The sequence below is a fragment of the Paraburkholderia sp. CI3 genome (assembly GCF_050436505.1).
Lineage (GTDB): Bacteria > Pseudomonadota > Gammaproteobacteria > Burkholderiales > Burkholderiaceae > Paraburkholderia > Paraburkholderia tuberum.
In genome coordinates this window covers 3,486,243-3,511,297 of record NZ_JBNDMI010000004.1, presented here as the reverse complement: position 1 = coordinate 3,511,297, position 25,055 = coordinate 3,486,243, and the positions used below count along the sequence as shown (strand labels likewise).

The 25,055-nt window shown below is 65.1% G+C and carries 18 protein-coding genes and 2 pseudogenes; 5 read left to right on the top strand and 15 right to left on the bottom strand.

Annotated elements, in window-relative coordinates; genetic code table 11:
- Window positions 1–16: 16 nt before the first annotated feature.
- Together OKW29_RS37615 and OKW29_RS37610 are read right to left on the bottom strand one after the other, a co-directional pair.
- A complete protein-coding gene (locus OKW29_RS37615; protein ID WP_187628711.1) occupies window positions 17–1,498 on the bottom strand; it encodes an N-acyl-D-amino-acid deacylase family protein in 1,482 nt (493 codons plus the stop codon).
- 3 nt (window positions 1,499–1,501) lie between these two features.
- Window positions 1,502–2,392: a MurR/RpiR family transcriptional regulator gene (locus OKW29_RS37610; protein ID WP_090802984.1), complete on the bottom strand. Its 891-nt coding sequence runs from the start codon at window positions 2,390–2,392 to the stop codon at window positions 1,502–1,504.
- Window positions 2,393–2,547: 155 nt separating this feature from the next.
- Between OKW29_RS37610 and OKW29_RS37605 the strand changes: the two genes are divergently transcribed.
- A complete protein-coding gene (locus OKW29_RS37605) occupies window positions 2,548–3,825 on the top strand; it encodes an amino acid deaminase (RefSeq protein ID WP_429294474.1) in 1,278 nt (425 codons plus the stop codon).
- A 104-nt stretch (window positions 3,826–3,929) separates the two neighbouring features.
- Here the strand turns inward: OKW29_RS37605 and OKW29_RS37600 are convergent, their stop codons facing one another.
- Window positions 3,930–4,430, bottom strand: coding sequence for a MarR family winged helix-turn-helix transcriptional regulator (locus OKW29_RS37600; RefSeq protein WP_429294473.1), 501 nt, complete (start codon window positions 4,428–4,430; stop codon window positions 3,930–3,932).
- 30 nt (window positions 4,431–4,460) lie between these two features.
- Window positions 4,461–6,056 (bottom strand): MDR family MFS transporter, encoded by a 1,596-nt coding sequence (locus tag OKW29_RS37595; RefSeq protein ID WP_429294472.1) that lies wholly within the window; start codon window positions 6,054–6,056, stop codon window positions 4,461–4,463.
- A 137-nt stretch (window positions 6,057–6,193) separates the two neighbouring features.
- On the opposite strand from OKW29_RS37595, the gene OKW29_RS37590 reads away from it, so the two are divergent.
- Entirely contained in the window at window positions 6,194–7,033 is an 840-nt protein-coding gene (locus OKW29_RS37590; RefSeq protein WP_429294471.1) for an EcsC family protein, read from the top strand.
- Here the strand turns inward: OKW29_RS37590 and OKW29_RS37585 are convergent.
- The 8 genes from OKW29_RS37585 to OKW29_RS37550 form a co-directional block, all read right to left on the bottom strand.
- Window positions 7,000–7,968, bottom strand: a complete 969-nt coding sequence (locus OKW29_RS37585) for an alpha/beta hydrolase (RefSeq protein ID WP_184027049.1) — start codon at window positions 7,966–7,968, stop codon at window positions 7,000–7,002. The genes OKW29_RS37590 and OKW29_RS37585 overlap by 34 nt on opposite strands.
- 132 nt (window positions 7,969–8,100) lie before the next feature.
- On the bottom strand, window positions 8,101–8,535 hold the full coding sequence (locus OKW29_RS37580; protein WP_429294470.1) for a CHRD domain-containing protein: 435 nt from the start codon (window positions 8,533–8,535) through the stop codon (window positions 8,101–8,103).
- Window positions 8,536–8,984: 449 nt separating this feature from the next.
- Window positions 8,985–13,397 (bottom strand): ATP-binding protein, encoded by a 4,413-nt coding sequence (locus OKW29_RS37575; protein WP_429294469.1) that lies wholly within the window; start codon window positions 13,395–13,397, stop codon window positions 8,985–8,987.
- Between the two features lie 149 nt (window positions 13,398–13,546).
- The gene (gene aqpZ / locus OKW29_RS37570) at window positions 13,547–14,293 is read right to left on the bottom strand and encodes an aquaporin Z (RefSeq protein ID WP_429294468.1); all 747 of its coding nucleotides are present in this window, start codon (window positions 14,291–14,293) and stop codon (window positions 13,547–13,549) included.
- A 245-nt stretch (window positions 14,294–14,538) separates the two neighbouring features.
- Window positions 14,539–15,183: a response regulator gene (locus tag OKW29_RS37565; RefSeq protein WP_429294467.1), complete on the bottom strand. Its 645-nt coding sequence runs from the start codon at window positions 15,181–15,183 to the stop codon at window positions 14,539–14,541.
- Between the two features lie 108 nt (window positions 15,184–15,291).
- On the bottom strand, window positions 15,292–15,981 hold the full coding sequence (locus tag OKW29_RS37560) for a response regulator (protein ID WP_429294466.1): 690 nt from the start codon (window positions 15,979–15,981) through the stop codon (window positions 15,292–15,294).
- Between the two features lie 446 nt (window positions 15,982–16,427).
- The gene (locus OKW29_RS37555; protein ID WP_429294465.1) at window positions 16,428–17,096 is read right to left on the bottom strand and encodes a response regulator; all 669 of its coding nucleotides are present in this window, start codon (window positions 17,094–17,096) and stop codon (window positions 16,428–16,430) included.
- Window positions 17,097–17,362: 266 nt separating this feature from the next.
- Window positions 17,363–18,727, bottom strand: a complete 1,365-nt coding sequence (locus tag OKW29_RS37550) for an MFS transporter (RefSeq protein WP_429294464.1) — start codon at window positions 18,725–18,727, stop codon at window positions 17,363–17,365.
- Between the two features lie 95 nt (window positions 18,728–18,822).
- Here OKW29_RS37550 and OKW29_RS37545 point away from each other — a divergent pair, with 95 nt between their 5' ends.
- Together OKW29_RS37545 and OKW29_RS37540 are read left to right on the top strand one after the other, a co-directional pair.
- Complete coding sequence (locus tag OKW29_RS37545; protein WP_187619162.1) at window positions 18,823–19,710, top strand: LysR family transcriptional regulator; 888 nt, start codon at window positions 18,823–18,825, stop codon at window positions 19,708–19,710.
- Between the two features lie 71 nt (window positions 19,711–19,781).
- Window positions 19,782–20,140 (top strand): annotated as a pseudogene (locus OKW29_RS37540) (c-type cytochrome); the annotation flags it as partial.
- 45 nt (window positions 20,141–20,185) lie between these two features.
- On the opposite strand, the gene OKW29_RS37535 reads toward OKW29_RS37540, so the two are convergent.
- On the bottom strand, window positions 20,186–21,832 hold the full coding sequence (locus OKW29_RS37535) for a methyl-accepting chemotaxis protein (RefSeq protein WP_429294463.1): 1,647 nt from the start codon (window positions 21,830–21,832) through the stop codon (window positions 20,186–20,188).
- A 255-nt stretch (window positions 21,833–22,087) separates the two neighbouring features.
- Between OKW29_RS37535 and OKW29_RS37530 the strand changes: the two are divergent.
- A pseudogene (locus OKW29_RS37530) lies at window positions 22,088–22,741 on the top strand (hypothetical protein); the annotation flags it as partial.
- A 148-nt stretch (window positions 22,742–22,889) separates the two neighbouring features.
- On the opposite strand, the gene OKW29_RS37525 reads toward OKW29_RS37530, so the two are convergent.
- Entirely contained in the window at window positions 22,890–23,420 is a 531-nt protein-coding gene (locus OKW29_RS37525; RefSeq protein ID WP_090802962.1) for a single-stranded DNA-binding protein, read from the bottom strand.
- Between the two features lie 146 nt (window positions 23,421–23,566).
- A complete protein-coding gene (locus OKW29_RS37520; RefSeq protein WP_184027022.1) occupies window positions 23,567–24,754 on the bottom strand; it encodes an MFS transporter in 1,188 nt (395 codons plus the stop codon).
- Window positions 24,755–25,055: the final 301 nt, after the last annotated feature.

Genomic DNA, 25,055 nt, shown 5'->3' with positions numbered 1-25,055 from the left:
ATCAATCGATAAAAAATCAGAACGCGCCCTGCGCATCGCCCTTCGACGGCGCGCCGCGCGTGACGAACCGGCCAGCCCGCTCGCCCGTCACCGCGCCGTCGCGATACGACAGCACGCCGTTGACCCACACCGCGTCGATGCCGGCAGCGGGCTGCTGGGGCTTGTCGAACGTCGCCACGTCATGCACTTTCGCCGGATCGAACAGCACGAGGTCGGCGTGATAGCCGATATGCACTTCGCCGCGTTGCGCGAGTCCGAAGCGGCGCGCGGACAGGCTCGTCATCTTGCGCACCGCTTCCTCGAGCGGCAGCAAAGCGGTATCGCGCGCATAGTGACCGAGCACGCGCGGAAACGCGCCCCACAGCCGCGGATGCGGCAGCGGATCGTTCGGCAGGCCGTCGGAACCGACCATCGTCGCCGGATGCGACAGGATGCGCCGCACGTCGTCTTCGGACATGTTGTGATAGACCGCGCCGGCCGGCTGCAGGCGCTTGCCCGCCTCCTGCTGCGAGACGCCCCATTCGGCCGCGACTTCCTTGATCAGCTTGCCCGCCATTTCCGGATGCGGCTCGGACCACGTGATCGTGATGTCGATGTCGCCTGTCACCTGCTTCAGATCGAGCGTCGACGAGCTGCGGTTGTACGGATAGCAGTCGCAACCGACCGGCTGCCCGCCGCGCGCGCCTTCGAGCGACTTCAGCACCTCGACGCTGCGCCCCCAGTTCGACGGCCCCGCGCACTTCAGATGCGAGATCACGACCGGCACACGCGCATGACGACCGACGCGGTAGGCCTCGTCCATCGCGTCGAGAATCGCGTCGAACTCGGTGCGCATATGGGTCGTGTACAGCGCGCCCGCGGCCGCGAGCGGCTCGGCGAGCGCCATCACTTCCTCGGTCGGCGCGGCGAACGCCGAACCGTATGCGAGCCCCGAGCTGAGACCGAGCGCGCCGTGCGCGAGCGCTTCTTCGAGCTGCGCGCACATGCGCTCGATTTCCTCGGCAGTCGCCGCGCGATCGAGCCGGTCCATCTGGTTATTGCGCAACGCCGTGTGGCCGATCAGCGCGCCGACGTTCACCGCCGGCCGCGCCGCATTCACCGCGTTCACATAGTCGGCGAAGGTCGGGTACTGGAACGCGTCGCGCTCGCCGAGCAGGTTCATCGGATCGGGCGGATCGCCCTTCAGCGATACCGGCGACGCGCTGATTCCGCAATTGCCGACGATCACCGTCGTCACGCCCTGGGTGATCTTGGGCAGCATCTGCGGCGAGCGGATCACATGCGTGTCGTCGTGCGTGTGTACGTCGATAAAGCCCGGCGCGAGCGCGCGCCCCTCGGCCTCGATCACCTCTTCGGCGAGCCAGTTCGACAGATTGCCGATCGCGGCGATGCGCCCGTCGCGGATCGCCACGTCGCGCTCGACGGGCGGCGCGCCCGTGCCGTCGTACAGTTGCGCGCCGACGATCAGCGTGTCGGCCGCTTCGGGATGCGAATGCATGGATCAATCTCCTAACGGTTGTCGATCGCCGCCGCCGCGGTGCGCGTCGAGCGCGTGCTTCATGCGGCGCAGCAATTCGCGGCTTTCGTCGCCCTGACTGACGGCAAGTTCGGTGACGAGCACATCGAGCGCCATCATCATCGCGTAACGGGACGACGACGGCTTGTAAATGAAATCGGTTTCGAACGCGACGATCGGGATCAGCCAGTTGGCGAGCTTCGCCAGCGGCGACGCGGGCGCCGTCAGCGCGACCACCGTCGCACCGTAGCTGCGCGCGATCTTGCAGTTCTCGACCATCTCGGGCACGCGCCCCGTGGTGGACAGCGCGATCACGACGCACTCGCGCGACACCGTGCTCGCCACCATGCGCTGCAACAGCCCGTCCTGATAGGTCGCGACCGGGCGGCCGAGGCGCACGAGCCTGAAACGCATTTCGTCAGCGAGCGCGGTCGAGCCGCCGCCCATGCCGAACACGTAGATCATGCGCGCATCGCGCAGCGCGGCCGCCGCTTCGGCGAGCGGCGCCTGGCGCAGCAGTTGATGATTGTGCGCGAGCGCCGTTTGCAACTCGTCGAAGACGCGCGTGGCGATCGGCTCGGGTGCGTCGCTTGCGGTGTCGCGCTCGAGAAACCGCTGACCGACCGCGGCCGCCTGCGCGAGCCGCAGCTTGAGTTCGCGCACGTCGCGGCAGCCGACCGCCTTCGCGAAGCGCGTGACGGTCGCGATGCTGACCTCGGCCTGCTGTGCCAGCGCGCCGATGCTCGCGCGCGACGCGCCGGTCAGATCGTCGAGGATCAGCGCGGCGACCTTGCGTTCGGCCGAGCGCAACTCCGGCGCGCACTCGGCAATGCGCGCGACGATGTCGAAAGCGAGCGGTTCGGCGCTACGGTTCATGGCAGGCGGTGGGGTTCGCGGCACGGCTTTCGCGGCCCTTTGCGGCGGCCTTCGAAACCCATGGTACTAAATAACATTCGTTCAGACATCGTACTTTCGATAACATGGTAAAGTCAAATCTGACTCAATTTACCCGGACGATGGAGCACGGAGACATGAAAGTTACAAACTATCAGGGCGCGACGATTGATCCTTATAGCAAGGGCTTGGGCATGGTTCCGGGCACGAGCATCCAGCTGACGGACGCCGCGCGCCTCGAGTGGAACCTGCTCGCCGAGGACGTCAGCCTGCCGGCCGCCGTGCTGTACGCCGATCGCGTCGAGCACAATCTGAAGTGGATGCAGGCGTTCGTTGCCGAATACGGCGTCAAGCTCGCGCCTCACGGCAAGACCACGATGGCGCCACAACTGTTTCGCCGTCAGCTCGAAACCGGTGCGTGGGGCATCACGCTCGCCACCGCTCATCAGGTGCGCGCGGCGTACCACGGCGGCGTCTCGCGCATCCTGATGGCGAATCAGCTGGTCGGCCGTCACAACATGATGATGATCGCCGAATTGCTCAGCGATCCGGATTTCGAATTCTTCTGCCTCGTCGATTCGGCTGAAGGCGTCGAGCAACTCGGCGAATTCTTCACCTCGGTGAAGAAGCCGCTGCAGGTGCTGCTCGAACTCGGCGTGCCGGGTGGACGCACCGGCGTGCGCGACGAAACGCAGCGCAACGCGGTGCTGGACGCGATCGCGCGCTATCCGGACGTGCTGAAGCTCGCGGGGGTCGAACTGTACGAAGGCGTGCTGAAGGAAGAACCCGAAGTGCGCGCGTTCCTGCAAGGCGCGGTTGCGGTCACTCGCGAACTTGTCGAGCAGGGGCGTTTCGCGCGCTCGCCGGCGGTGCTATCGGGCGCGGGATCGGCGTGGTACGACGTGGTCGCCGAAGAGTTCGCGCAGGCGACGCAATCCGGCAAGGTCGAGGTCGTGCTGCGTCCCGGCTGCTATCTGACGCATGACGTCGGCATCTATCGCAAGGCGCAGACCGACATTTTCAAGCGCAATCCTGTCGCGAAGAAAATGGGCGAAGGGTTGCTGCCGGCGCTGCAATTGTGGGCGTACGTGCAGTCCATTCCCGAGCCGGATCGCGCGATCATCGGCCTCGGCAAACGCGACTCCGCGTTCGACGCAGGCATGCCGGAGCCGGCGCGCCACTATCGCCCGGGCCAGCAAGCGCCGCGCGACATCGCCGCGAGCGAGGGCTGGGAAATCTTCGGTCTGATGGATCAGCACGCGTATCTGCGGATTCCCGCGGGCGCCGATCTGAAAGTGGGCGACATGATCGCGTTCGACATCTCGCATCCGTGCCTGACGTTCGACAAGTGGAAGCAGGTGCTGGTCGTCGATCCGCAGTATCGCGTGAAGGAAGTGATCGAGACGTTCTTCTGATCGGACCACGCCGCGCTGACTCAAGCGCGATCTGTTCCGCTAAAGAAAAAGGCTGTGCGCCGCTGGGCTCACAGCCTTTTTTATCGCCACGCGCGGACTAAAGATCACATGCGCTGCGCCGCCTCGTCGCCAGCGGTCTCCTGCGGCGCGGCGGCCACGGTCGCGGCGCTGGCGTTGGCCGTCACCTCGCCGATGCGCGTCTCCAACATTTTCAGCGCGCTCGACAACGCCGCGAGCGCCTCATCCGGCAACCCGGCCATCGTGTCGTGCAAGAACGCGTTGCGACGCGGCAGGCTCGCTTCGGTCGCGGCGTGGCCCGCTTCGGTCAGGCGCACGTTGGTCACGCGGTTATCGCGCGTATCCATGCTGCGCGCGATCCAGCCCAACCCTTCGAGCGCCTTCAGCTGTCGCGTGAGCGCGCCAGGATCGACGCGCAACCGCTCGACGAGCCGCTTCTGCGACGACTCGCCGGCCTGCTCGCGCAGCGCGAGCAGAATGCGCCAGCGTGGCAACGGATGCCCCACCTGGGCCTCGAATGCCGACATGAACGCCCGATACGTGCGACCAAATTGCTGCATGACGGCGACGCGGTCCTGTTCTTCCATAATCTGCCTGTCCAACACCAAGTTCAAAAATCAGTCTGCGTGAATCACCGGCTCGAGCTTGCGCTGCAGCTTGATCGGCGGCACGCGGCGGGTTTGCCACACCGACACGACGGCGATCACCGCGGCCATCGCGAGACCCAGATGAATCGCCCCGACCAGCGCCTCGCGCGCACTTTCGAGCAACATCGCGCCGTTGTGGCCAGCGTGGGTCAACTGGTCGACGAGCGTGGTCTGCGCATCGCGGTTGATCAGGATCTGCGGATCGCCGAGATCGGCGAACCAGTGCGACGCGCCCGCGCCTTCGAGCGCATTGCGCACACCGCTCTTGTACATGTGAGTCACGAGCGTGCCGGTCAGCGCCGTGCCGATCATGCCACCGATCATCCGCAGCGACTGCAGCAGCGCGGTCGCGATGCCGAGGTGTTCGCGGCCCGCGGTCTGCTGCGCGAAGATCGTCAGGTTCGGCATCACGAAGCCGAGCCCGAGGCCGCCGACGACCATGAACGACATCAGCACCCATTGCTGCATCGAACGGGTCGCGACGACGATGCCAAGGCATGACAGCGCGACCATCGCAAAGCCGATGTACAGCATCAGGTTCGGATTCTTCACCCGCGACACGACGCGCCCGTTCGCGATACTGCCGATCGTGATGAACACGACGAGCGGCGTGATCACGAGGCCCGCCTCTTTCGGCGACATGCCGAAGCCGCCCTGGAACAGCAGCGGCGCGTAGAACAGCAGCGAGAACATCGTGAAGCCACCGAGCACGGCCAGCGTGAACAGCGCGGCCAGACTGCGGTTGCGGAACATGTCGACGGGCAGGATCGCGGTCGGGCAGCGCTTTTCCCATTTCCACAGCGTGACGGCCGACGCGACGGCGAGCCCGAGCAGCGCGAACGCGCTCAGCGTGATGCCGTGCTTCGGCAGCAATTCGACGAACAGCTGCAGTGAGCCGAGCGCGATCGCGATCAGCAGCGCGCCGGGCCAGTCGAGCCGCATTTTGCCGGTATGTTCGACGTGCCGCAGATGCGGCAGGAAACGCCAGACGAAAAACAGCGATAGCAGCCCGACCGGCAAATTCACATAGAACACCGAGCGCCAGCCGTAGTACTGCGTGAGAAAACCGCCGAGGGACGGGCCGACCGCATTGGCGATGCCGAACGCCGAGCTCATCAGCACCTGCCAGCGCAGCCGCACGACGGAATCGGGGAACAGATCGGGAATGCATGCGAACGCGGTGCCGACGAGCATGCCGCCGCCAATGCCCTGCAACCCGCGCGCGAGCACGAGAAACAGCATGCTGTTGGCCGCGCCGCACAGCACCGAGGCGCCGGTAAACACGACGATCGACGCAATCACGAACGGCTTGCGCCCGTAGTAATCGCCAAGCCGCCCGAAAACCGGCACGGTGATCACCGAGGTCAGCAGATACGAGGTTGCGACCCATGCGTACAACTCGAAGCCTCGGAGTTCGGACACGATGGTGGGTAGCGCGGTGCCGACCACGGTCTGGTCGAGCGCGACCAGCATCGTGACGAACGAGATGCCGAGCATGGCCAGCAGGGATTCGCGAAACGGTAAGACTTGCCCACTCGAATGGTGAGCGGCGGTATGGACAGCCATTTTTGATGGAGCAAAAGTTGACGTGTCAAAAGATTGGAGATCATACCATGGTGCGACGCTCCAAGCGGGACGGAACGCGTCTTGCAACGCGGTAGACTGACTCCAGGTACGCAACACACGACATGCCAGGGAGGCCCATGCAGCCGAGTTCGCTCGCAACTCCATACTTATCGGAGCAGGACCTCGCCGCGCTGCGGCGCGCGAAACACCAGCTCGAAAGCCCCGCGCTCACGATGAAGCTCGCGAGCGTCGTCGGCGCGCCGATCGAGAAGCTGCTATCGCGCATCCCGGCGTTCGCCAACCAAAAAGTGTCCGATGCGACGCAGGCCGCGTTGCGCAAGTGTCTGTCGATCGCGCTACGCACGCTCGGCCGGCGCGACGACGCCAGGCTTCTCGCGCCCGACAAGCCGAACAACCTGCTGCACAAGTTCGCGGTCGCGACCACCGGCGCGGCCGGCGGGGCGTTTGGATTGATCGCGCTGCCAGTCGAGCTGCCGGTCACGACTACGCTAATGTTCCGCTCGATCTGCGACATCGCGCGCAGCGAGGGCGAGGACCTGACCTCGGTCGACACGCAGCTGCAATGCCTGACCGTGCTCGGCATGGGCGGTACATCGAGCGAGGACGACGACGCCGACCTCGGCTACTTCTTCATGCGCGGCGCGCTAGCGCAGGCGGTGTCGAAGGCGTCGTCCGAGGTGGCCAGCAAGGGCTTCACGACCCACGGCTCGGCGGCGCTGCTGCGACTGCTCAACGCGATCGCCGCGCGCTTTTCGGTGCAGGTCAGCGAACAGATCGCTGCCAAATCGATTCCCGCGATCGGCGCGGTGCTCGGCGCGATGGTCAACACCGTGTTTATCGATCACTTCCAGCAGGTCGCGCACGGGCACTTCACCGTGCGGCGGCTCGAGCGGCAATACGGCCAGCAAACGATCGAAGCCGTCTATCGGACGCTCGACGTCACGCTCGACGCCTGAGCCCTGTTCGCGGCGCGGCTCGTCGCGCGTCGCACGAACGCGGCCGCGCGATCGAGCGCGCGGTTCGCCTCCGGCATGAACGGCGCGAACATCGGCCACACGTGCGGCAGGTTTTTCCACACCTCGCATTCGCAATCGACTCCTGCCGCGTGCGCATGGTCGGCGACGCGGCGCGCGTCGTCGAGCAGCACCTCGGTGCTGCCCGCCTGCAAGAACAGCGGTGGCAGACCGCGCAGGTCCGCGTAGACCGGCGACGCGTACGGATGCGTGGCCGGCGCGTCGCCGAGATAGACCTTGGCCGCGCGCTCGATCGAGGCGCCACAGAACATCGGATCGACGCTGTCGTTGGTGCGCAGGCTCGCGCCGGTCGTCGCCAGATCGGTCCACGGCGAGAACAGCAGGCCGCCAGCGGGCATCGGTGCGCCGGCGTCGCGCAGCGCGACCAGCGTGGCGAGCGCGAGGCCACCGCCGGCCGAGTCGCCGGCGACCACAATCGAGCTCGGTGCGATGCCCATCGCGAGCAGCTGTCGATAGGCGGCGGTGGCGTCCTCAAGCGCGGCCGGAAAGCGATGCTCAGGCGCGAGGCGGTAGTCGAGGGAGAAGAGCCGCGCGTCTGCGCGGGTAGCGAGAGCGAACGTTAGCGACCGATGCGTGCGCGGCGAGCAGAAGTAGTAGCCTCCGCCGTGGCAATACAGCACCGTCGGCTCCGCGCCGCCGGCCGTGCCGCCGTCCACACGTTCCAGCCATTCGCCGACGAGCGGCGCCTCGCCCGCGCCATACGTTTCGCGAAGATGCCAGCCGCGCGGCACGCGTGGCGACCACACCCGCTTCGAGGTCAGCGCGCGCGCCCGCTCGACGTTGATAGACGGTTTGAGGGTTTCGGGCCGGAACTGCCTGCGCAAATACCAGCAAGCGAGCGCGCTTTGCCAGCTCATCGGGACATGCTCCTTCGTTGAAGTCCCGTCATGGTACGGGCGGTGGCGGGGGCGCCGTTGGTTGGCGGGTTCTAACGGTGTGAAGCTGCTTTTGGCCGCGGCACGCGCGCTCGGCCCACGCGAGGCCCACGCCTAGTTCGCCGGCAACACCTGCCCGCGAATTTCGCCCGTCGGATTCTGCGCGGTATGAACATTGAAGTACCACTGCCCCGCCATCAGATCCGTGACCTGCTGCTCGGTCAGCTTCGCCGTGCCTTTGATCGGACTCGCGAGGCCATTCTTCTCGATAGGCACCTGGACCTTCGCGTTCTGGCCAACCGGCGCGGGACCGTGGAAATGCGCGGCGGTGACCGGACTGCTCAAGCCTTCGTAAGTAACAGTCCACTGCAGCGATTGGGTGGACGTGTCGAAGGTCGCATTCAGCATGCCGTGCCCGTGACTCACGCGCGGCGGCACTTCGCTCGACGGCTGGAGATTCGCCTTCAGCGCAACCGTATCCGCGAACGCAGCGCCCGACGCAAGCGCCCACACCACCACGGCCAGATTCAATTTTCGCAGCGAAACCATGGTCTTCTCCGGACATTGACGCGCCGCCGCGGCACCCGTGTCGGCCGTGCGGAGCTTCCACATACTAGTGCAAATCATTTGGAGCCGGTGAGGTTGGGATGGTGGCTTGCGCGGGCCGCTTTAATTCGAACCGGACTGTGATTAAAACGGAAGGCCTGATGGGCAAGGTGCGCAATGCGCACAGGCGTTCGTCACGATATGCCTAAAATACCGGCAAAAACGTAGTGCGAAATCGTTTTAATCGATTTAATCGAAAAGTTAATTGCGCGATTTGCAATGAATAAATGACGCCGTTCCTGGTATGCTTCGATTTGCGAGAAGTGACTCCTTCATCGAAGGATGTCTCCAAATCTTTAACGCGGCTTCGGCCGCGTTTTTTTTCGTCCCGATTTTGGTCGCGGCCGTTTGAATCGGCCGCGTATTCGCGCGAGGTCACCGCCCGCCGCCCGTTAGGCGAGCAATGCGGCCTGCTGTTCGATGCCATCGAGCATCGCCTCGCATTGGCGGATTAGCGCATGCCCCTCGTTACGCAACTGCTCGGGCGACTTCGCGATAATGTCGCGACGATAGGCTTCGAGCGCGTGTACGAGTGGCTGATACTGCAGCACGCTGGCCGCCCCCATCACCCGATGCAGCCACTCGGGCACCCGCCCCGTGTCCGCGCGTTCGAGTAACGTCGCAAGCGCGTTGAAGTCTTCGCGCATCGACGAGATGAATGAACCGAGCAACGCCTTGACCGTCGACTCGCTTCCCCATAACTGCGTCATGTGTGCTAGTTCGACGGGCACGTACGGTTCGACACCGACGCGCTGCGTGATCTGCCGCTCGCCGGCCGGCGCAGACGATTCGCGACCGCATGTTTCTGCCGGCGCGGGGTGCCGAACGGTGTCGGTGCCAAACCAGCGGCTCAGGTAGTCGCGCAACGTGGCGAGCCGAGTCGGCTTGATCAGACTGTCGTCCATGCCGGCTTCGCGGCACAGCCTCAGGTCGTCGGGCGCGGTGTTGGCCGTGATGCCGAGTATCGGCAGACGCTGCGCGCCGCCGCGCAGTGCCTCCGCTTCGCGGATACGGCGAGTCAGTTCGTAACCGGACAGGTTCGGCATGTGACAGTCCGTGATCAGGCAGCCATAGCTCGTGCGCTCGAGCGCGAGAAGCGCTTCGGCGCCGTCGTTCGCGACGTCGCACGCGAACCCCAGCAGGGCGAGTTGATGGCGGATCAACTCCTGATTGACTGGGTGATCTTCCGCGACAAGAATCAGTCGCCCGCTCGCGATCGCGCGTTCACGATCAGGCGGCGGCGCGACGCCATCGGTCGAGAACGGCACGCCTGGCGCTCGCGGTACCATCGGGGACATCGACGACGGGCCCGTCATCGCGGCCGCGCATGCGGCGCCGAGGCCGCGCCACGAAATCGGATTGATGCTCACGCGCACCTTGTCGTCGAGGATGCGGTAACCCGTCGGCATCGGCTTTTCGGTCAGCGTGGCGACACGCGCATTTGCGCCGATCTGTACGGGCAACGTGACGTCCTCGCCGACGAACAGCAGATCCGCGCGGCTCAGCACGTTGCTTTTGCCCGGCGTCGCCGCAGCGGCCGAGAGGCTGCGCAGTTCGAGCCCGAGCGCCTCGCCGAAGTGTGCGAGAGCGCGGCCGATGCGCGGATCTCGCGTGATCACGACGGCGCGTTTGCCGCGCAGACCGTTGATCGAATAACGCCGTTCGACGATCGGCATCGTCAGCCGCACGATCATCCTCGTGCCGTGGCCCGGTTCGCTGCGCAGCGCGAGCGTGCCGTTCATCAGGTCGATCAGCTTGCGGCAGATCGTCAGCCCAAGGCCCGTGCCGCCGAAGCGCCGCGTGGTGGACGACTCAGCCTGCACGAACGGCTCGAACAGGCCCGCCTGCACATCCGGCGCGATGCCGATTCCGGTGTCCTCAACGGTCAGCTCCAACGTCTGCGAGTCCGCGCGATCTTGGACGACCGCCACGCTAACACCCACCTCGCCCTTCGGCGTGAACTTGATCGCATTGCCGAGCAGATTGAACAGAATCTGGCGCAGACGCACGCTGTCGCCGCGGAGCGTCGCGGCGGCGTCGGTCGCGATGTCGACGCGCACTTTCAGCCCTTTTTCGTGGGCGCGCCCCGCGAGCAGGCCGACCGCGTTATCGACGAGTTCGCGCAGATCGATCGGCTCGGCTTCGAGCGTGAGCCGCCCCGCCTCGATCTTCGAATAATCGAGCAGATCATCGAGAATCTGCAGCAGCGCCCCCGCCGACTCATGGATCATGCCGAGCATTTCGCTCTGATCGGAACTGAGCGGCGTGCGCTCGAGCACTTCGACGAGACCGAGCACACCGTTCATCGGGGTGCGGATTTCGTGGCTCATCATCGCGAAGAAGTCGTCCTTCGCGCGCGAGGCCGCCTCGGCCACATCGCGTGCCCGCGCGAGTTCCTCCGAACGCGCGCGCTCGACGCTCGCATCGACCCAATAGCCGCTCCAAACGACGCTGCCATCGGCTTCTCGCCGCGGCACCAGCTCGGCCCGCACCCACTTTAGTTGACCGGCGTTTTCCAGGCGGAACTCCATATGCACGGGGGAGGCGCAGCTCGCGGAACGCTCGAGCTCGGCGAGAACGCGCGGCCGATCCAGCTCCGACACTCGTTGGAAATCGACCCGTGCCCGCCCATGCCAATCACCCTCGCCGAGCAGATGCCGCGTGTCGCCGCCGATGTACGGGAAGGAATACGCGCCGGACGGCGAGCGCCGCAACTGGAACACGACGGCGGGCAACGAGCGCGTGACGTCGAACAGGCGCCGTTCGGTTTCGCTCGCGCGCATTTCAGCGCGCCGGATGTCGGTGATGTCGACCATCGTGCCAAGCACGTACGCCGGCTGCCCATCGCTGGCCTCGCAGACGCTCGTCCAGAAAATCCCATGCCGCGCCTCGCCAGCGCCGTCCTCAAACTCGAGTTCGACTTTCGCGATGCCGCCGCCGCGCAGGATCTCGCCCGTGATGTCGTCGAGCACGCGGCTGTTTGCGTCGCCCCATGTGCCGACCTCGGTCGTCGTGCGCCCGAGCACGTCCTTGCGCTCCAGCCCGCACGCTTTCTCATAGGCCTCGTTGATCGCGATGTACCGTCCGTCCAGGCCTTTCGCGATGAGCGGATACGGCACCGTCTTCATCATCGTTTCCTGGAAGTTCAATTGCAGTGCGAGTTCGCGCTCGGTCTGCTTGCGTAGCCGGACTTCGCGTTGCAGCAGCACGTACGCGCGCAACGTGACCAGCAGCACGACGCCGATGCCGATCAGCACCGGCAGCAGCCGCACCGCAGTCACGCTCCATACGGCGTTGTCCGGCGCGGCGGGGCTCACCCACTTGCGCCGGATGCGCTGCTTTTCGGCTGCCGGCATCGCCTGCAACGCGCGATCGATCAGCTTGACGAGCGGGCTCAGATCCTCGCGCACAACAAAATACAACGAGTCGGATTCGCCGAGCGAGTCGAGCACCCTGAGCGCGCCGACGTAGTGCTGCCGCAGTTGCACGTTGATCGCGGCAGCGTTGCCGACCAGCACGTCGGCCTCGCCGCTCGCGACCATGCGCATCGCCTCGCCCAGGCTCGCCGCGACGACGATGTGATCGATCGGCACCGTTTCCAACGCGAGCGGCACCGAGCCGGCCACATGCGGCGACATCACGACGCGGCACGACGTGATGTCGTCGAACGAGCATGGGGGCGGCGCGCCGCTCCGCCCGACGATCACCAGCGGATCGCTCTCGTACACACGGCTATGGTCGGCGCCTACCAGAAGCGCGGCGCGACTCGATGTGGAGGACAGCATCGCGAGGTCGCCACGCTGGAACGCCTCGACGGCGGCGGCCCAGTCGGCCATGCGCGCGCGGTTGAACACGACACCGAGCGTGCTGCTCAGGTACGTGAGGTAATCGGCGGTCAGACCGACGGGGCGGCCTGCGGAATCAACATAGCTGAACGGCGCCCAGTCGTTGTCGAAGCCGACCTGCAACGGCGGCAGCGAACGCAGCCAGTTCTTCTCTTCCGGCGTCAACGTGAAGCGTGGTGCATGCGGCGCGGGCGCCGCGTTGAAGTTGCCGGACAGCCAGCGCGCGCGTATCGCGGCGGCCTCGGCGGGATTCATCGACACGAGCGCGCGGTTTAGCTGATCGCGCAAAGCAGGCTGGCGAGGCGATACGGCAAAGCGCAGGTCGAGCGCTTTGCCGCCTTGCTCGAACGCTACGCGCAGATTGCGATACGCGTCGGTCGCCAGTTCGTATTGCACGACCGGCGTGAAGCCGAAGTAGACGTCTGCATCGCCATGCAGTAGCGCGTTCAGCGCTTCGTGCGTGCTCGCGAACGAGACGATACTCGCGCGAGGAAAACCTGCGCGCAACAAACGCTCACGCGCAAAACCGCGCTCGATCGCGATACGCGCGCCAGCGAGGTCGGTGGGGTTCACATGCCGGGCGTCGTCGCGACGCACGACGGCCGAGGCGAACGAGTGGAAGTAAGGAGCCGTAAAGCTGAGGCAGCGCTCGCGCTCCGGCGTGCGCGCTATGCTCGTCAGCAGGTCGACCTCGCCGGCGCAAGCCGCGGCGACCAGCTTGGCCATGTCGGGAAAGCTCTTCGTCTCGATGACGACGTTCGGCCCCACGAGCGCGCGCAACAGGTCGCCGCTGACGCCGGCGAGCCGGCCGCCCAGCGGAATGTCGAACGGCGCCCAGCCTCCTTCGAGAATGCCGACCGTCAATCTGGCAGGAAATGCAATGGATGACGACGCGGAAGAACCCGCTCCCACTGCGGAAATTACGGGTGGCTGTGACGCGGCGCCGGCAGGTCCGGCCATGCAGACCGCATCCGTAACCGCCAGCAGAAAAAACGCGAGCCAATGCGTCATCGAGTGGCGCGGCGAGCGCGGCCAAAGACACCGCAACAAACGCCGCAGCCCCAATGTCAGCACCGCATCGACCGGAAGTGGTGAGTACCGTCCCTCGCTCACGAAACGTCACCCTGCCCGTCCACCAACGACACCGAAGACGAATCGGCTCCGCCGTCCAGAAACGAAAACAGCACGCCAGCCGCGATTGCTCCGGCCAACGGCGCGGCCCAGAACAGCCACAACTGATCCAACGCCCAGTTGCCGACGAACAGCGCCTGCGCGGTCGAGCGTGCGGGATTGACCGCTCCATTGGTGATCGGAATGGACACCAGGTAGACGAGCATCAGACATGCGCCGGTGATGAACGGCGCAATCGTTGCCACCTCTTTTCGAACGACGACCAGCAGGCATGCTCCGACAAACACGAACGACAGCACGCATTCCACGACGAGCGCCGCATGCAATGGATAGTCGGCGGGCGAATGAGCGCCGAAGCCGTTCGCCGCGAATTCACTCGCGGAGAGTTCGAAACCTGGCCGGCCGCTGGCGAGGTAGGCGAGAAGCGCCGCGGCGACTATTGCGCCCCAGATTTGCGCAGCGATATAGGGCAAGACATCACGCACGGGAAAGCGCTGCGCGATCGTCAGGCCGATGGTGACGGCAGGATTGAAATGCGCGCCGGAAATCTTGCCGAAGGCATAGCTGCCGGTAGCAAGCGCAAGACCGAACGCCAACGACATTTGCAACGCGCCAGTGCCCTGCAGCACGCGTGTGGTGTCCAGCACCGTACTGCCGCAGCCGACGAACACGAGCCAAGCCGTACCCAAACCCTCGCTGCACAATCGCTTGCCTAGCGCAACCATCTCTATCCCGTCCATCAAATATGAGGCACAGACGCCAAACGATCGCGCGAAGAGGTCTGCACCGGATTCCCCTGATCCATTGGTAATCGGATCATGAACCAGCCGCTTGGCAGTTGCGGCGCACGGCGCGCAATGACAGGCGCGCCAGGATTATTGGGTGCCCCCCACGCCACGGCAATCAGATAAGTCTGATAAGGGCTACCTCAAATCCATCGAGAACAAGAATTTGTGACCGTTGCTGCGCCTCATATCAGCCCAATCTGAGTGGCGTAGTTGATCAGGTCGGCTTCTGTTTCCAGTCCGAGCTTGCGCATCGCGCTGCGTTTTTGCGTGCTGATGGTTTTGTCGCTGCGTCGCAGACGTGTGGCGATCTCGTGCACCGCGAGGCCTCGCACATAGAGTTGAAACACCTCCCACTCGCGTGCGCTCATCACACCGCCGCGCCGGGGCGGCGCAGGCTCCGCGGTCGCAAGTGCGGCCCGAACCTGTTCCGATAGATGGGTGCCCCCGGCGGCAACGGCTTCGATTGCGTCGATCAATGCGTCCACGGCGTCGCGCTTGTCGACGATTCCAGTCACGCCGATATTGCGCAAGCCGGCCAACACATGCGCGCGCCCAATCATGGTCAGCACGACCACGTGGGGATGCGGCGTGCGCCGTAGCAGCCGGCGCAATAGCGGCACCGCGCTGGCGTCTCCGTCGAGTCCCGGCATGCCGATGTCCGACACGACGACGTCGCATGCGCAGGCATCGAGCAACTTCGCGAGACCACGGGTGTCGGCAGCTTCGCCGACAATTTCGATATTCGGCTTGTCGCGCAGCAGAGATCGGACGCCCGCGCGAATGGAGTCGTGATCGTCCGCCACGACCACGTGAATCTTGTTTGGCATTCTTTTCCGTGACTTTTTTATGGTGTCGATCGGGCATACCGCACGAAATGTGTCCCCCGGTTATGCCGATATATTCGCCGCGCGCCTGCGCAGAATGTTGCCGCCCGCTTAACGGCTTTGACCAAGCCCTTCTGGCACTACGCCATACTCGACTGCGAAGCGAAACAGTTCGGCGTCGCTATTCAGCGACAGCTTGCGCATGGCCATGCACTTCTGCGCGCTGATCGTCTTCACACTACGTCCCAGCCTCGTGGCGATTTCCGTGACGCCGAGTCCTGACGCGTATCGCGTAAAAACCTCGAACTCTCGGCGAGACAGGGTGGCGCGCACGAAGTCCAGACGTTTCGTCAGCGTGACATCGGCCAGCATGGCGCGCACCGCCGGACCGACAAAACATTCGCGCGCCAGCGCCATGACCACCGCCACATGGATCAGATCGATACGATCACGTTTGCTCAGCAGCCCATCCACGCCGAGCGACATCACTTTGCGCAGCGTCGCCGCCTCCGTTTCCATTGTCAGAATGACGAGCGCCACGTTGGGATAGCGCGCCTTCAACTGCCTGACGACGTCGAACCGGTTGTCGTTGTGCCCTCCTGGCATGTAAAGGTCCATCAGCACGATATCGCAAGGACTGCGATCGACTTCGATGAACAGTTCGGCGACATCCGCCGCACGGCCAACCACCTTCAGGTCCGGATAGTTGCCAATCAGATTTTCTATAGCCAGCAGAACCAGCGGATGATCATCCGCAATGATCGTTCGAACAGGCGAGCCTGATGCAGCCATGAGGTTCATCGTCTGGCGCTCCTCGATACTTTCATTTCTCGACCTTGTTATGTGTGACCGGCGCTCACGCAATGGTCGAGCATTTCTATTTCGACAAACATCAGAGCGCTCTGAAATGGTACGAACAACCGTATGCCTGATGCTTAGGGTCTGTTTACATATGGAACGCACGTGCGAATGCCCGCTATCGGCCGTCCCCCAAGGGGACTTCCTTCGGGGCGCAGGGCAAGGAGTAAGGAGCGCTGCGTGGCCGCGCCACGTGAGCGACGCGCGACGCCGCCCTGCGGCCGATAGCGGGCATTCCCCTGGAATGAAATTCAGAACTGGGGTTGCCGCGAGAAGGGCCGCTCGCTGCGTCATGCTCCTTGCGAATACGTCGAGTATTCGCGGCGTCGCAATCCTTGCGAGCGGCCCTTCTCGCGGCAACGCACGTGCGTTCCATATGTAAACAGACCCTAGTCTTCCGATTCGAGGAGGACCGTGCCGCAGGCGCGCACACAGGAAAAAAGCGCGGGGTCGTCGTTGACGCCAAGCCGCGCCATCGCTTCGCGCTTGTGCCGGCTCACCGTGCGGCGATGGCAGCCGAGCGCCGCCGCGATCTGCACGATGGACTCGCCGCTCACGAGCCTGCGCAGGATGTCGGTCTGCCGCTTCGACAGCAGCAGGGCCGACACGAACCGACCGTTGTCCGGCTGCAAACGCGCGAGCGTTTCGACTACCGAGCGGCCCAGGTAGCGCGCGCCGCGCGCACTGTCGCAGACCGCTTGCGGCAGTTCCTCGAGCGAATCGGCTTTGCCGATCACACTCACCGCGGCATCGGCGACGACGACACGCAACATCGCGGCATTCGTCTGCCCGGTCACGACGACGACGCGCAATGACGGCCACTCGCCACGAACGCGCCGGATCAGGCCGAGTCCGTCGCCAATCTCGCCGGCGGGCTCCGGCATGGAAAGATCGACGACGAGCACGTCGCACGGTGTGTGTTGCAGCAATGCGATCAACGCAGTGGGCATCTGCGCCTGACCGACGACGGACAGACCTTCGTGCGCCTCCAGTGTCGATTTCAGGCCAAGCAGGACGAACGGGTGATCGTCCGCCAGAATGATTCGAAGATTTGTCACGATTAGTCTCGCTCGTTATAAGAATGGTCGAAATGCGCGCGGCAGTGGCTGTGCAGGCGGCAGGCGTCGACCTGCGTCGCGGCACTCAAGCGACGTGCCGGAAAAGCCATCTGATCACCCTCGCAAATTCACGACAATCGGAGCGTTCCTAATCCAGATCAATAATCGGGATAATTTATAGTTCGACCAAGCAATATGCGCACCGTGATTCGAATCGAATCAAGATCAATTCGGCAACGCAAAGCGCGCGCTGTTCGCCCCATGTCTCACGCCGCATCGCAAGCACGCGTCGCGCGCATCGCACGCGTCGACGCGGCGCGCGGAAACACCGGCAATGCGAGCAACGCGCAAGCGCTCGCCACCGTCCACACCAGCGGCCATGCTCCGATAGACAGCAGCGCCGGAATCGCGAGCGGCGTCACGAACAGCGTGAGGAACACGCAGGTGTTGCCCATCGCGAGCGCGGTGCCCGCGCGGCGAGTACCGGCGAGCGTCGCGAGTTCGGTGAACGCGACGCCGTGCCACGCCGACGCGCTAACTCCGCCGAGTACGATCATCAGCGCGAACGGCGCGACCGCCCCGGCGCGACGCAGGCCGATGAACCCGGTCGCGAGCGCGAGCAGCACGAACAGCACGGCGGTCACCAGACTGCATGCCCGCATATACGCGCGGCGGTTGCCGCGCCGGTCGGTCCACGCGCCGCTCCAGACCCGCGCGATCGCGGCGCCAGTCTGCACCGCGGCCATCGTCGCGCTGATCGCGAACACGCCGGCACGCCCGAAGTCGTGCAGGAACACCGTGCCGAATGTGATCACGGCAATCTGCGGCATGCACAGCGCGCCCGCGCCGAGCGCGACGCGCCAGATCGCGATGTCGCGCAATGGGGAGATCATCGGCGGCGGTGCGCTGACGTTCGAGGAGTCCAACCTCCGACCGTTGGCCGCCGCAGCACGGGCCGTCGCAGCCGCGCGCGCCCCTTTGGGCGCCGGCGTATCGTCCGCGTGTGCGGGCTCGTGCAGCCAGCGCCACGCGAACCATGCGGTGATCGCGCACGCCAACGCCAGCACCGCATAGGCGCTCGCAAAACCAAAGTGCGAGGCGAGCACCGGCAGGACCACTGCGCCGAGTCCACCGCCCGCCGGCACGGCGGTTTGGCGGATGCTCATCGCGAGGCCGCGCTCGCCTTCGCGAAACCACGCCATCACCGCCCGGCCGCTCGATCCGTTGACGCTGCCGCCCAGCAGTCCGACCAACAGCAGCCCGAGCGCGAGCGGGACGATGCCGGGCACATGCGCGCCGCCCGGCGACACGAACAGCGCGAGACCGGCGAGCGCGACCGCGGTCGACAGCAAGCCGAGCAGCAGCACCCGGCGATCGCCCCAGCGGTCGGTTAGCAGACCCCACGGCAACTCGCTGACCGCAATACCCAGGCCGAGCATGCCGAGCACGAGGCCGAGCCCGTGGTTGCCCAGGTGGTAGTCCGAGCGCAGGAACACCGCTGTCGTCGGAATCCCCGAAAATGCCGCCGAAAAGCTCGCATTCGCGGCAAAACCAACGCCCAGCACCTTCCAGCGATGCCGCGCGCCGCGCTCGCCGGTGCCGCCCGACGCTGTCATCGATCCGTTTTCCATCACACCCTCCGTGTGTCATTCGAGGGTATGCTACGGCTGGGCATTCCATCGGCAAAGCCGGAAATTTAGATCGCCACCATCGGAAAAACCGAATCATGAGCCAGCGTGGTTTCGACCTTGCGCAGTTGCGGACCTTCGTCGCCGTCGCCGAATCGGGCGGGGTGTCGGCAGGCGCGCAGCGCGTGTTCCTGTCGCAGTCGTCGGTAAGCGAGCAGTTGAAGAAGCTCGAGGAGCGCGCCGGCCAGCCGCTCCTCGTGCGCAGCCGGCAGGGTGTGAGTCCGACGTCCGCGGGCGAGCGCCTGCTCGAGCATGCGCGCCGCATCATCGCGATGAGCGAAGCGGCCTTCGACGACCTGCAAGGCCGCTCGCTCGACGGCGAGCTGCGCATCGCGATCACCGATTACTACCGGCCGCACGACATCGCGCGCATCCTCAAGACGTTTTCGGAACAGCATCCGCGGCTGAAGCTGCACGTGACGGTGTTGCCGAGCGCGGTGATCGACAGCGGCGCGGACGATCACGCGTCGTTCGACATCGGTTTGTCGGCGCGGCTCGTCACAGGCCAGCTGCGTGCGCGCGGCGCGGGTGCCGGTGCCGCGAGCATCGTCGTGCGGCGCGAAAGGTTGCTATGGGCCAGTTGCGCCGATGCCGCCACCCGCCCCATCGCGCCGTATCAACTGGTGCTGCTGCCGTCGACGTGTCAGTTGCAGCGCTTCGTCGTCAAGCTGCTCGACCAACACAAGGTACCGTACGTGGTGTCGCATTCGGCGTCGGGCGTCGCGGGCCTGCAGCTCGCATTGAAGGCGGGGCTCGGGATTTCCTGTCTGAACGAGTCGTCGCTCGGCGGCGGCGTGGTGGCGTGTGCCGCGAACTTCGGCTTGCCACCGCTGCCCGCCATCGAGTTTCATCTGCTGCCGCGGCGTCCGGGCGAAAGCGAGTTGGTCAGCAATGCACGTGATGCGCTCGTGCGGCTCTTCGCATGACGCACAAATGAAATTCACAGCAAAATTTATCGATCGACATCAGCTAATCACATTTACATGATGCATTGCGATCGATCAGCCGCGGCGCGACGATCGCGACGCAGCACTGCTCGATGTGCCACGGCGTACTCGGCACCGTGCAGGTCACCGCGCCGGCGAAGGACCCGATGCGACCGCAACCAGGCTCGTGATGCAGGGCGACCCGCAACGCAATATCGCACCGCGCGCGGCGTGTCATGGCCAACTCGATCGCAAGGGCGCGGCGCCGTGGCTCGGCGGACAGTCGGCGGCCTATCTGGCCGCGCAGTTGCAGGCGTTCGCTTCGGGCGCGCGGCGCAACGACATCAACGAGCAGATGCGCAATGTCGCGCGGCAGATGACGCCCGAGGAAATCGATGCCGTGGCGAGGTATTACGCGGCCATGCAATAGTGGGACGGTGAGAGGTCGCGGGTTGACGCAGCGCAACGGCTCGCGTTACGCCGCGACAAACTCGCTGTCCAGTCTCCGCTCGCCGGCAACACCGGCCAGCTTCGCGCCGGGCGCTGGAGCACGGCTGGGCGATTCGCTGCCGGTCCGGAACACCGCCACCGCCGTCGACAGGCGCCGCGCCTGATCTTCCAGCGAACTCGCCGCCGCGGCCGCCTGCTCGACGAGCGCCGCGTTCTGCTGCGTGACCTCGTCCATCTGACCGACCGCGCGATTGACCTGATCGATGCCGGTGCTCTGTTCGAGCGCCGCCGCCGCGATCTCGTTCATGATGGAACTGACGCGCGCGATCGCGCCGACGATGTCGTTCATCGTCGTGCCCGAGCGCTCGACGAGCTGCGAGCCCTGCTCCACGCGGGTGGTCGACGCGTCGATCAAGCCCTTGATCTCCTTGGCCGCCGCCGCGCTGCGCTGCGCGAGCGAGCGCACTTCGCTCGCGACGACCGCGAAGCCGCGTCCCTGCTCGCCCGCTCGCGCCGCCTCGACCGCGGCGTTCAGCGCGAGGATGTTGGTCTGGAACGCGATGCCCTCGATCACACCAACGATATCGGCAATCCGCCGCGAATCGTCGACGATCCCGTGCATCGTGCCGACCACCTGCTCGGTCAGCTCGCCGCCCCGCGCGGCCAGCGTCGAGGCGCCCTGCGCGAGCGAGCTCGCCTCTTTCGCGTTGTCGGCCGTCTGCTTGACCGTCGTGGTCAGCTCTTCGATGCTCGCGGCCGTTTCCTCGAGCGCCGCGGCCTGCTCCTCGGTGCGTTGCGACAGATCGGCGTTGCCGGCCGCGATCTCGCTGACGCCGGTATCGATCGAATCGGTACCTTGACGAACCGCGTTGACGGTCGCGATCAGCGACTCCTGCATCTTGCGCAGCGCGGCCGCGAGACGGCCCATCTCGTTGTCGCTGAGCACCTCGATGCGGCCGCTCAGATCGCCGTCGGCGATGCGCTGGAACTGCGCGATCGTCGCATCGACCGGCGTGACGATCGCGCGCACGAGCACGAAGCGGGCGAGCAAGCCGCCGACCAGCGACAGCGCAATGCCGATCGCCACCGCCGTGCTGATCGCGTAGAACAGGTCCTGCGCATCCTTGTAGCGCTGTGCGCCGTGATCGAGCTGCAACTGCTCGAGCGCGAGCATGGCCTTCTCGTACGCGCTGTACAGCGACGGCAGTTTATGCGCCTGCAATTGCTGGAAGGCGTTGGTGTCGCTCGACTTCAGCGCGGCGAGCGTCGGGTCGACGCCGTCGTGCAGGAACGCGTCGCGCTTCTGCTGCATGTCGGCGATCAGACGCTGCTCATCGGCATCCGTGCCCGCATGGCTCAAATAGTGGGCAAGCCGCTCGTCAGAGGCTTTGCGGTACTGATCGAAGCGCTTGAGCACGGCGCTCGCGCCGTCCTGATCGTTCAGCGCGACGAGCGACGCGTAGGTCGCGAGCGCGAGCCGCAGGCGCAGCAGTTGGCCGGCGCTGCCTTCGAGGTCGGCGACGGCGGGCGTGTCGACCGTGTACATCTGTTGCAGCGACGCGTTCGACGAGCGCAGCGACAACAATCCCGCGGCCGCGCCGAGCAGCAGCACGATGCCGAAGAACACGATCATCAGGGTAAGGCTGGTGCGAATCGACAGCTTTTTCAACATCGGACTGGTCTCCTTGGGCTGCCCGGCCGATGATTCCGTATCGTTGACGATAGCTGCATGGCCACGCAGGCTGCGCCCACGCCGTTCGGCCCGGTCCGCAACTTATCTGAAAATTAAGCAAACAGCACATTCGGGACAACGGCGTATCGGCCGAAAACTTTATGGTTGATCGCTCGCCCGGCTTGCGTTACATCAATAGAGTCTCGAAGCCCGTTTGCTGAAGCCCTTCTGTCGAAGCCCCTTCCAGCCCGGAGCACGTTCGCCGCGCTGGTGCTGGGTTTGATGACGGCATCGGCGAAAGCGAGCTTCGACACCGCGTCGAACGATATGCGCAGCTATGCGGCCGAACTGATCGAATTCGACTCGACGCTGCGCGAGCTCGGCAGCGCGGCCGACGAATCGCGGCGCCTGTTGCGCCAGTACACGGCGGCGGCGATCGCTTCGACATGGCCGCGCGAGCCCGCGCCCAGCGGCGACTATCCGCGCGATCTCGGGCCGCCGGGCAATCCGCAGCAACTAGAAAACGTGCATCTGGGCGACATGCTGACCACGGTGGGGCGGCAATTGCGACAGCTGCGCACGCAGGATGCGTTGCAGCAACGTGCACTCGATGACGCGTTGACGCAGTACCGGCGCGTCATCGATGCGCGCTGGAAAATCATCGAGGAAGCGCACAGCTCGATTTCGCAGCCGTTCTTCAAGACGCTGACGTTCTGGCTAGCCGTGATCTTTCTGAGCTTCGGGTTGATCGCGCCGCGTAATGCGTTGGCGCTGGTGACGATATCGCTGGGAGCGGTGTCGATTGCTTCGGCGGTTTATGTGATCGTCGATCTCGACACGCCGTTCACCGGGCCGATCGTGATTTCGAGTCTGCCGTTGCGGGATACGTTGGAGCATTTGAGTCGGTGAGTTTCTGACGGAATGCCCCGTCCGCGCGTATGACGTAAAAAAGCCGGCAAACAGAAGGCGGAAAGGCCCGCTTTCCTGGCAGAAAGCGGGCCTCTGTTTTTGTGTCGATCAGCGGGACGCTGGTCGGCTCGGCATCGAGCCGCAACGGTTAGAACGGAATATCGTCGTCCATCTCGTCGAAGCCGCCCCCAGCCGGCGCGCTCGGACGGCTCGCACCGCCACCGCCGCTACCGCCACGCGAACCACCGCCGGACGACATCGCGCGACCACCACCGCCGCCGCTACGCTCCGACGGCTCGCCACGGCTATAACCGCCTTCATCGCCGCCACCCATCGACGCGCCGCCGCGGCCGCCGAGCATCTGCATCTGCTCCGCGACGATCTCGGTCGAATAGCGATCGGTGCCGTCCTGCGCCTGCCACTTGCGCGTGCGGATGCGCCCTTCGAGGTACACCGACGAGCCCTTCTTCAGATATTCCGCCACGATTTCCGCGAGGCGGCCGAAGAACGCGACGCGGTGCCACTCGGTGGCTTCCTTCATCTCGCCCGACGCCTTGTCCTTGTAGCGGTCCGTCGTCGCAAGGCGGATGTTCGCCACTGCGTCGCCGCTCGGAAGATAGCGGACTTCCGGATCGGCGCCGAGGTTGCCGACCAGAATGACCTTGTTCACGGATGCCATGAATTTCTCCTGTTGATTCCTGTTGCAGGCGGCGCGGCACTACGCGGTTCGCGTCTCACGGCCGGCAGGCCCGAGACCAGAAGAGCGCCTCTGCCCGCCGCCGGGTGAGTTCTGGATGATTCGGGAGGTGCCCCGAGTACGCTGTGTTATGCCTTGCGCGGCGGCTGTTTCATCTTTGCGGCGATTATAAGCCAGCAAAATACCAGCCCGGAGCAGGCGAAGAAAACCGCGCTCTGGCCGTTCACCTTCAGCAGCCAGCCGCCGACCATTCCGCCCAGCGCAAGACCGATCGACTGCGTGGTGTTGTACACGCCGGCCGCGGCTCCCTTGCGGGTACCGGGCGCGAGCTTCGACACCAGCGAAGGCTGCGAGGCCTCGAGAATATTGAAGCCGAGAAAGTACACGAACAGGATCGCCGCCACACTCAGAATCGTATGCGGAGCAACGCCCAATAACAACTGGCCGATCAGGATAAGAGCGATCGCCGACAACAGCACGATCTTCATCTTGCCGCGCTTCTCGGCGGCGATGATCGCCGGCACCATCATCACGAACGACAGCCCCATCACCGGCAGATACACCTTCCAGTGTGAAGCGACCGGCAGCCCGCCGGCTTCGAGAATGCGCGGCACGACGAGGAACAGCGCGGTTTGCGTGGCGTGCAGCACGAGCACGCCGAAATTCAAACGCAGCAACTCGACGTTGTGCAGCACTTCGGCGAACGGCGCGCGCACATGCACCGGCTTCGGCGCATCGGGCACGACCCATATCACGACGCCGATCGCGAGAATCGAGAACACGCCGACCAGCGTGAAGAGCCCGCTCATGCCGAGCCAGTGGAACACGATCGGCGCGCCGACGATCGCGACCGCGAACGACACGCCGATGCTGCCGCCGACCATCGCCATCGCCTTCGTGCGATGTTCCTCCGAGGTCAGATCGGCGATGAACGCGATCACCGCCGACGACACCGCGCCCATCCCCTGAATCACCCGGCCGACGATGATCCACGTCATGTCGTGCGCGGCCGCCGCGACGAAGCTGCCGATCGCGAAGATCAGCAGGCCCGTCGCGATCACCGGCTTGCGGCCGACCTTGTCGGAGATCCAGCCATAGAAGATGTAGAGCATCGACTGCGTGACACCGTACGCGCCGAGCGCGATGCCGACGAGCAGCACGTTTTCGCCGCCGGGAATGGTCTTCGCGTAGATCGAGAACACCGGCATGATCATGAAGAGACCCAGCATGCGCAGCGCGAAGATGGCGGCAAGCGACACGGTCGCGCGCAATTCGGGCGCGCTCATGCGTGTGGAGATGGCGGACGGATTGGACATCGAAGCGTTGTTTGAATGAACCGGGCGGCGAGCCCGTGGGGACAGCCTTGGCCGCCGGCACAGTGGAGCAGAACGAACAGGCAGGCGGCTAGCCCCGGCATATCGGCGGGTCCGCGCCGACGAGACGCGCAAAGCCCGTGCCCCATCGCCCCCGCTCGCCCCTCGCGGCATCTTGTACTCACGGAAAACGGCCCCAGTTACGCCTTTTTCCCGCTGTCAGCACACCGTAACGGCGGTCTGGAAAAGTCGTTATAGTAGCAGGTTTGGCCTCTTTCCCTTTCCGCAGTTCATGGAATAAATC

Coding starts and splice junctions, on each gene's coding strand:
- OKW29_RS37615 (WP_187628711.1), bottom strand. CDS start 1,498: ATGCATTCGCATCCCGAAGCGGCCGACACGCTGATCGTCGGCGCGCAA.
- OKW29_RS37610 (WP_090802984.1), bottom strand. CDS start 2,392: ATGAACCGTAGCGCCGAACCGCTCGCTTTCGACATCGTCGCGCGCATT.
- OKW29_RS37605 (WP_429294474.1), top strand. CDS start 2,548: ATGAAAGTTACAAACTATCAGGGCGCGACGATTGATCCTTATAGCAAG.
- OKW29_RS37600 (WP_429294473.1), bottom strand. CDS start 4,430: ATGGAAGAACAGGACCGCGTCGCCGTCATGCAGCAATTTGGTCGCACG.
- OKW29_RS37595 (WP_429294472.1), bottom strand. CDS start 6,056: ATGGCTGTCCATACCGCCGCTCACCATTCGAGTGGGCAAGTCTTACCG.
- OKW29_RS37590 (WP_429294471.1), top strand. CDS start 6,194: ATGCAGCCGAGTTCGCTCGCAACTCCATACTTATCGGAGCAGGACCTC.
- OKW29_RS37585 (WP_184027049.1), bottom strand. CDS start 7,968: ATGAGCTGGCAAAGCGCGCTCGCTTGCTGGTATTTGCGCAGGCAGTTC.
- OKW29_RS37580 (WP_429294470.1), bottom strand. CDS start 8,535: ATGGTTTCGCTGCGAAAATTGAATCTGGCCGTGGTGGTGTGGGCGCTT.
- OKW29_RS37575 (WP_429294469.1), bottom strand. CDS start 13,397: ATGGCCGGACCTGCCGGCGCCGCGTCACAGCCACCCGTAATTTCCGCA.
- aqpZ (WP_429294468.1), bottom strand. CDS start 14,293: ATGGTTGCGCTAGGCAAGCGATTGTGCAGCGAGGGTTTGGGTACGGCT.
- OKW29_RS37565 (WP_429294467.1), bottom strand. CDS start 15,183: ATGCCAAACAAGATTCACGTGGTCGTGGCGGACGATCACGACTCCATT.
- OKW29_RS37560 (WP_429294466.1), bottom strand. CDS start 15,981: ATGAACCTCATGGCTGCATCAGGCTCGCCTGTTCGAACGATCATTGCG.
- OKW29_RS37550 (WP_429294464.1), bottom strand. CDS start 18,727: ATGGAAAACGGATCGATGACAGCGTCGGGCGGCACCGGCGAGCGCGGC.
- OKW29_RS37545 (WP_187619162.1), top strand. CDS start 18,823: ATGAGCCAGCGTGGTTTCGACCTTGCGCAGTTGCGGACCTTCGTCGCC.
- OKW29_RS37535 (WP_429294463.1), bottom strand. CDS start 21,832: ATGTTGAAAAAGCTGTCGATTCGCACCAGCCTTACCCTGATGATCGTG.
- OKW29_RS37525 (WP_090802962.1), bottom strand. CDS start 23,420: ATGGCATCCGTGAACAAGGTCATTCTGGTCGGCAACCTCGGCGCCGAT.
- OKW29_RS37520 (WP_184027022.1), bottom strand. CDS start 24,754: ATGTCCAATCCGTCCGCCATCTCCACACGCATGAGCGCGCCCGAATTG.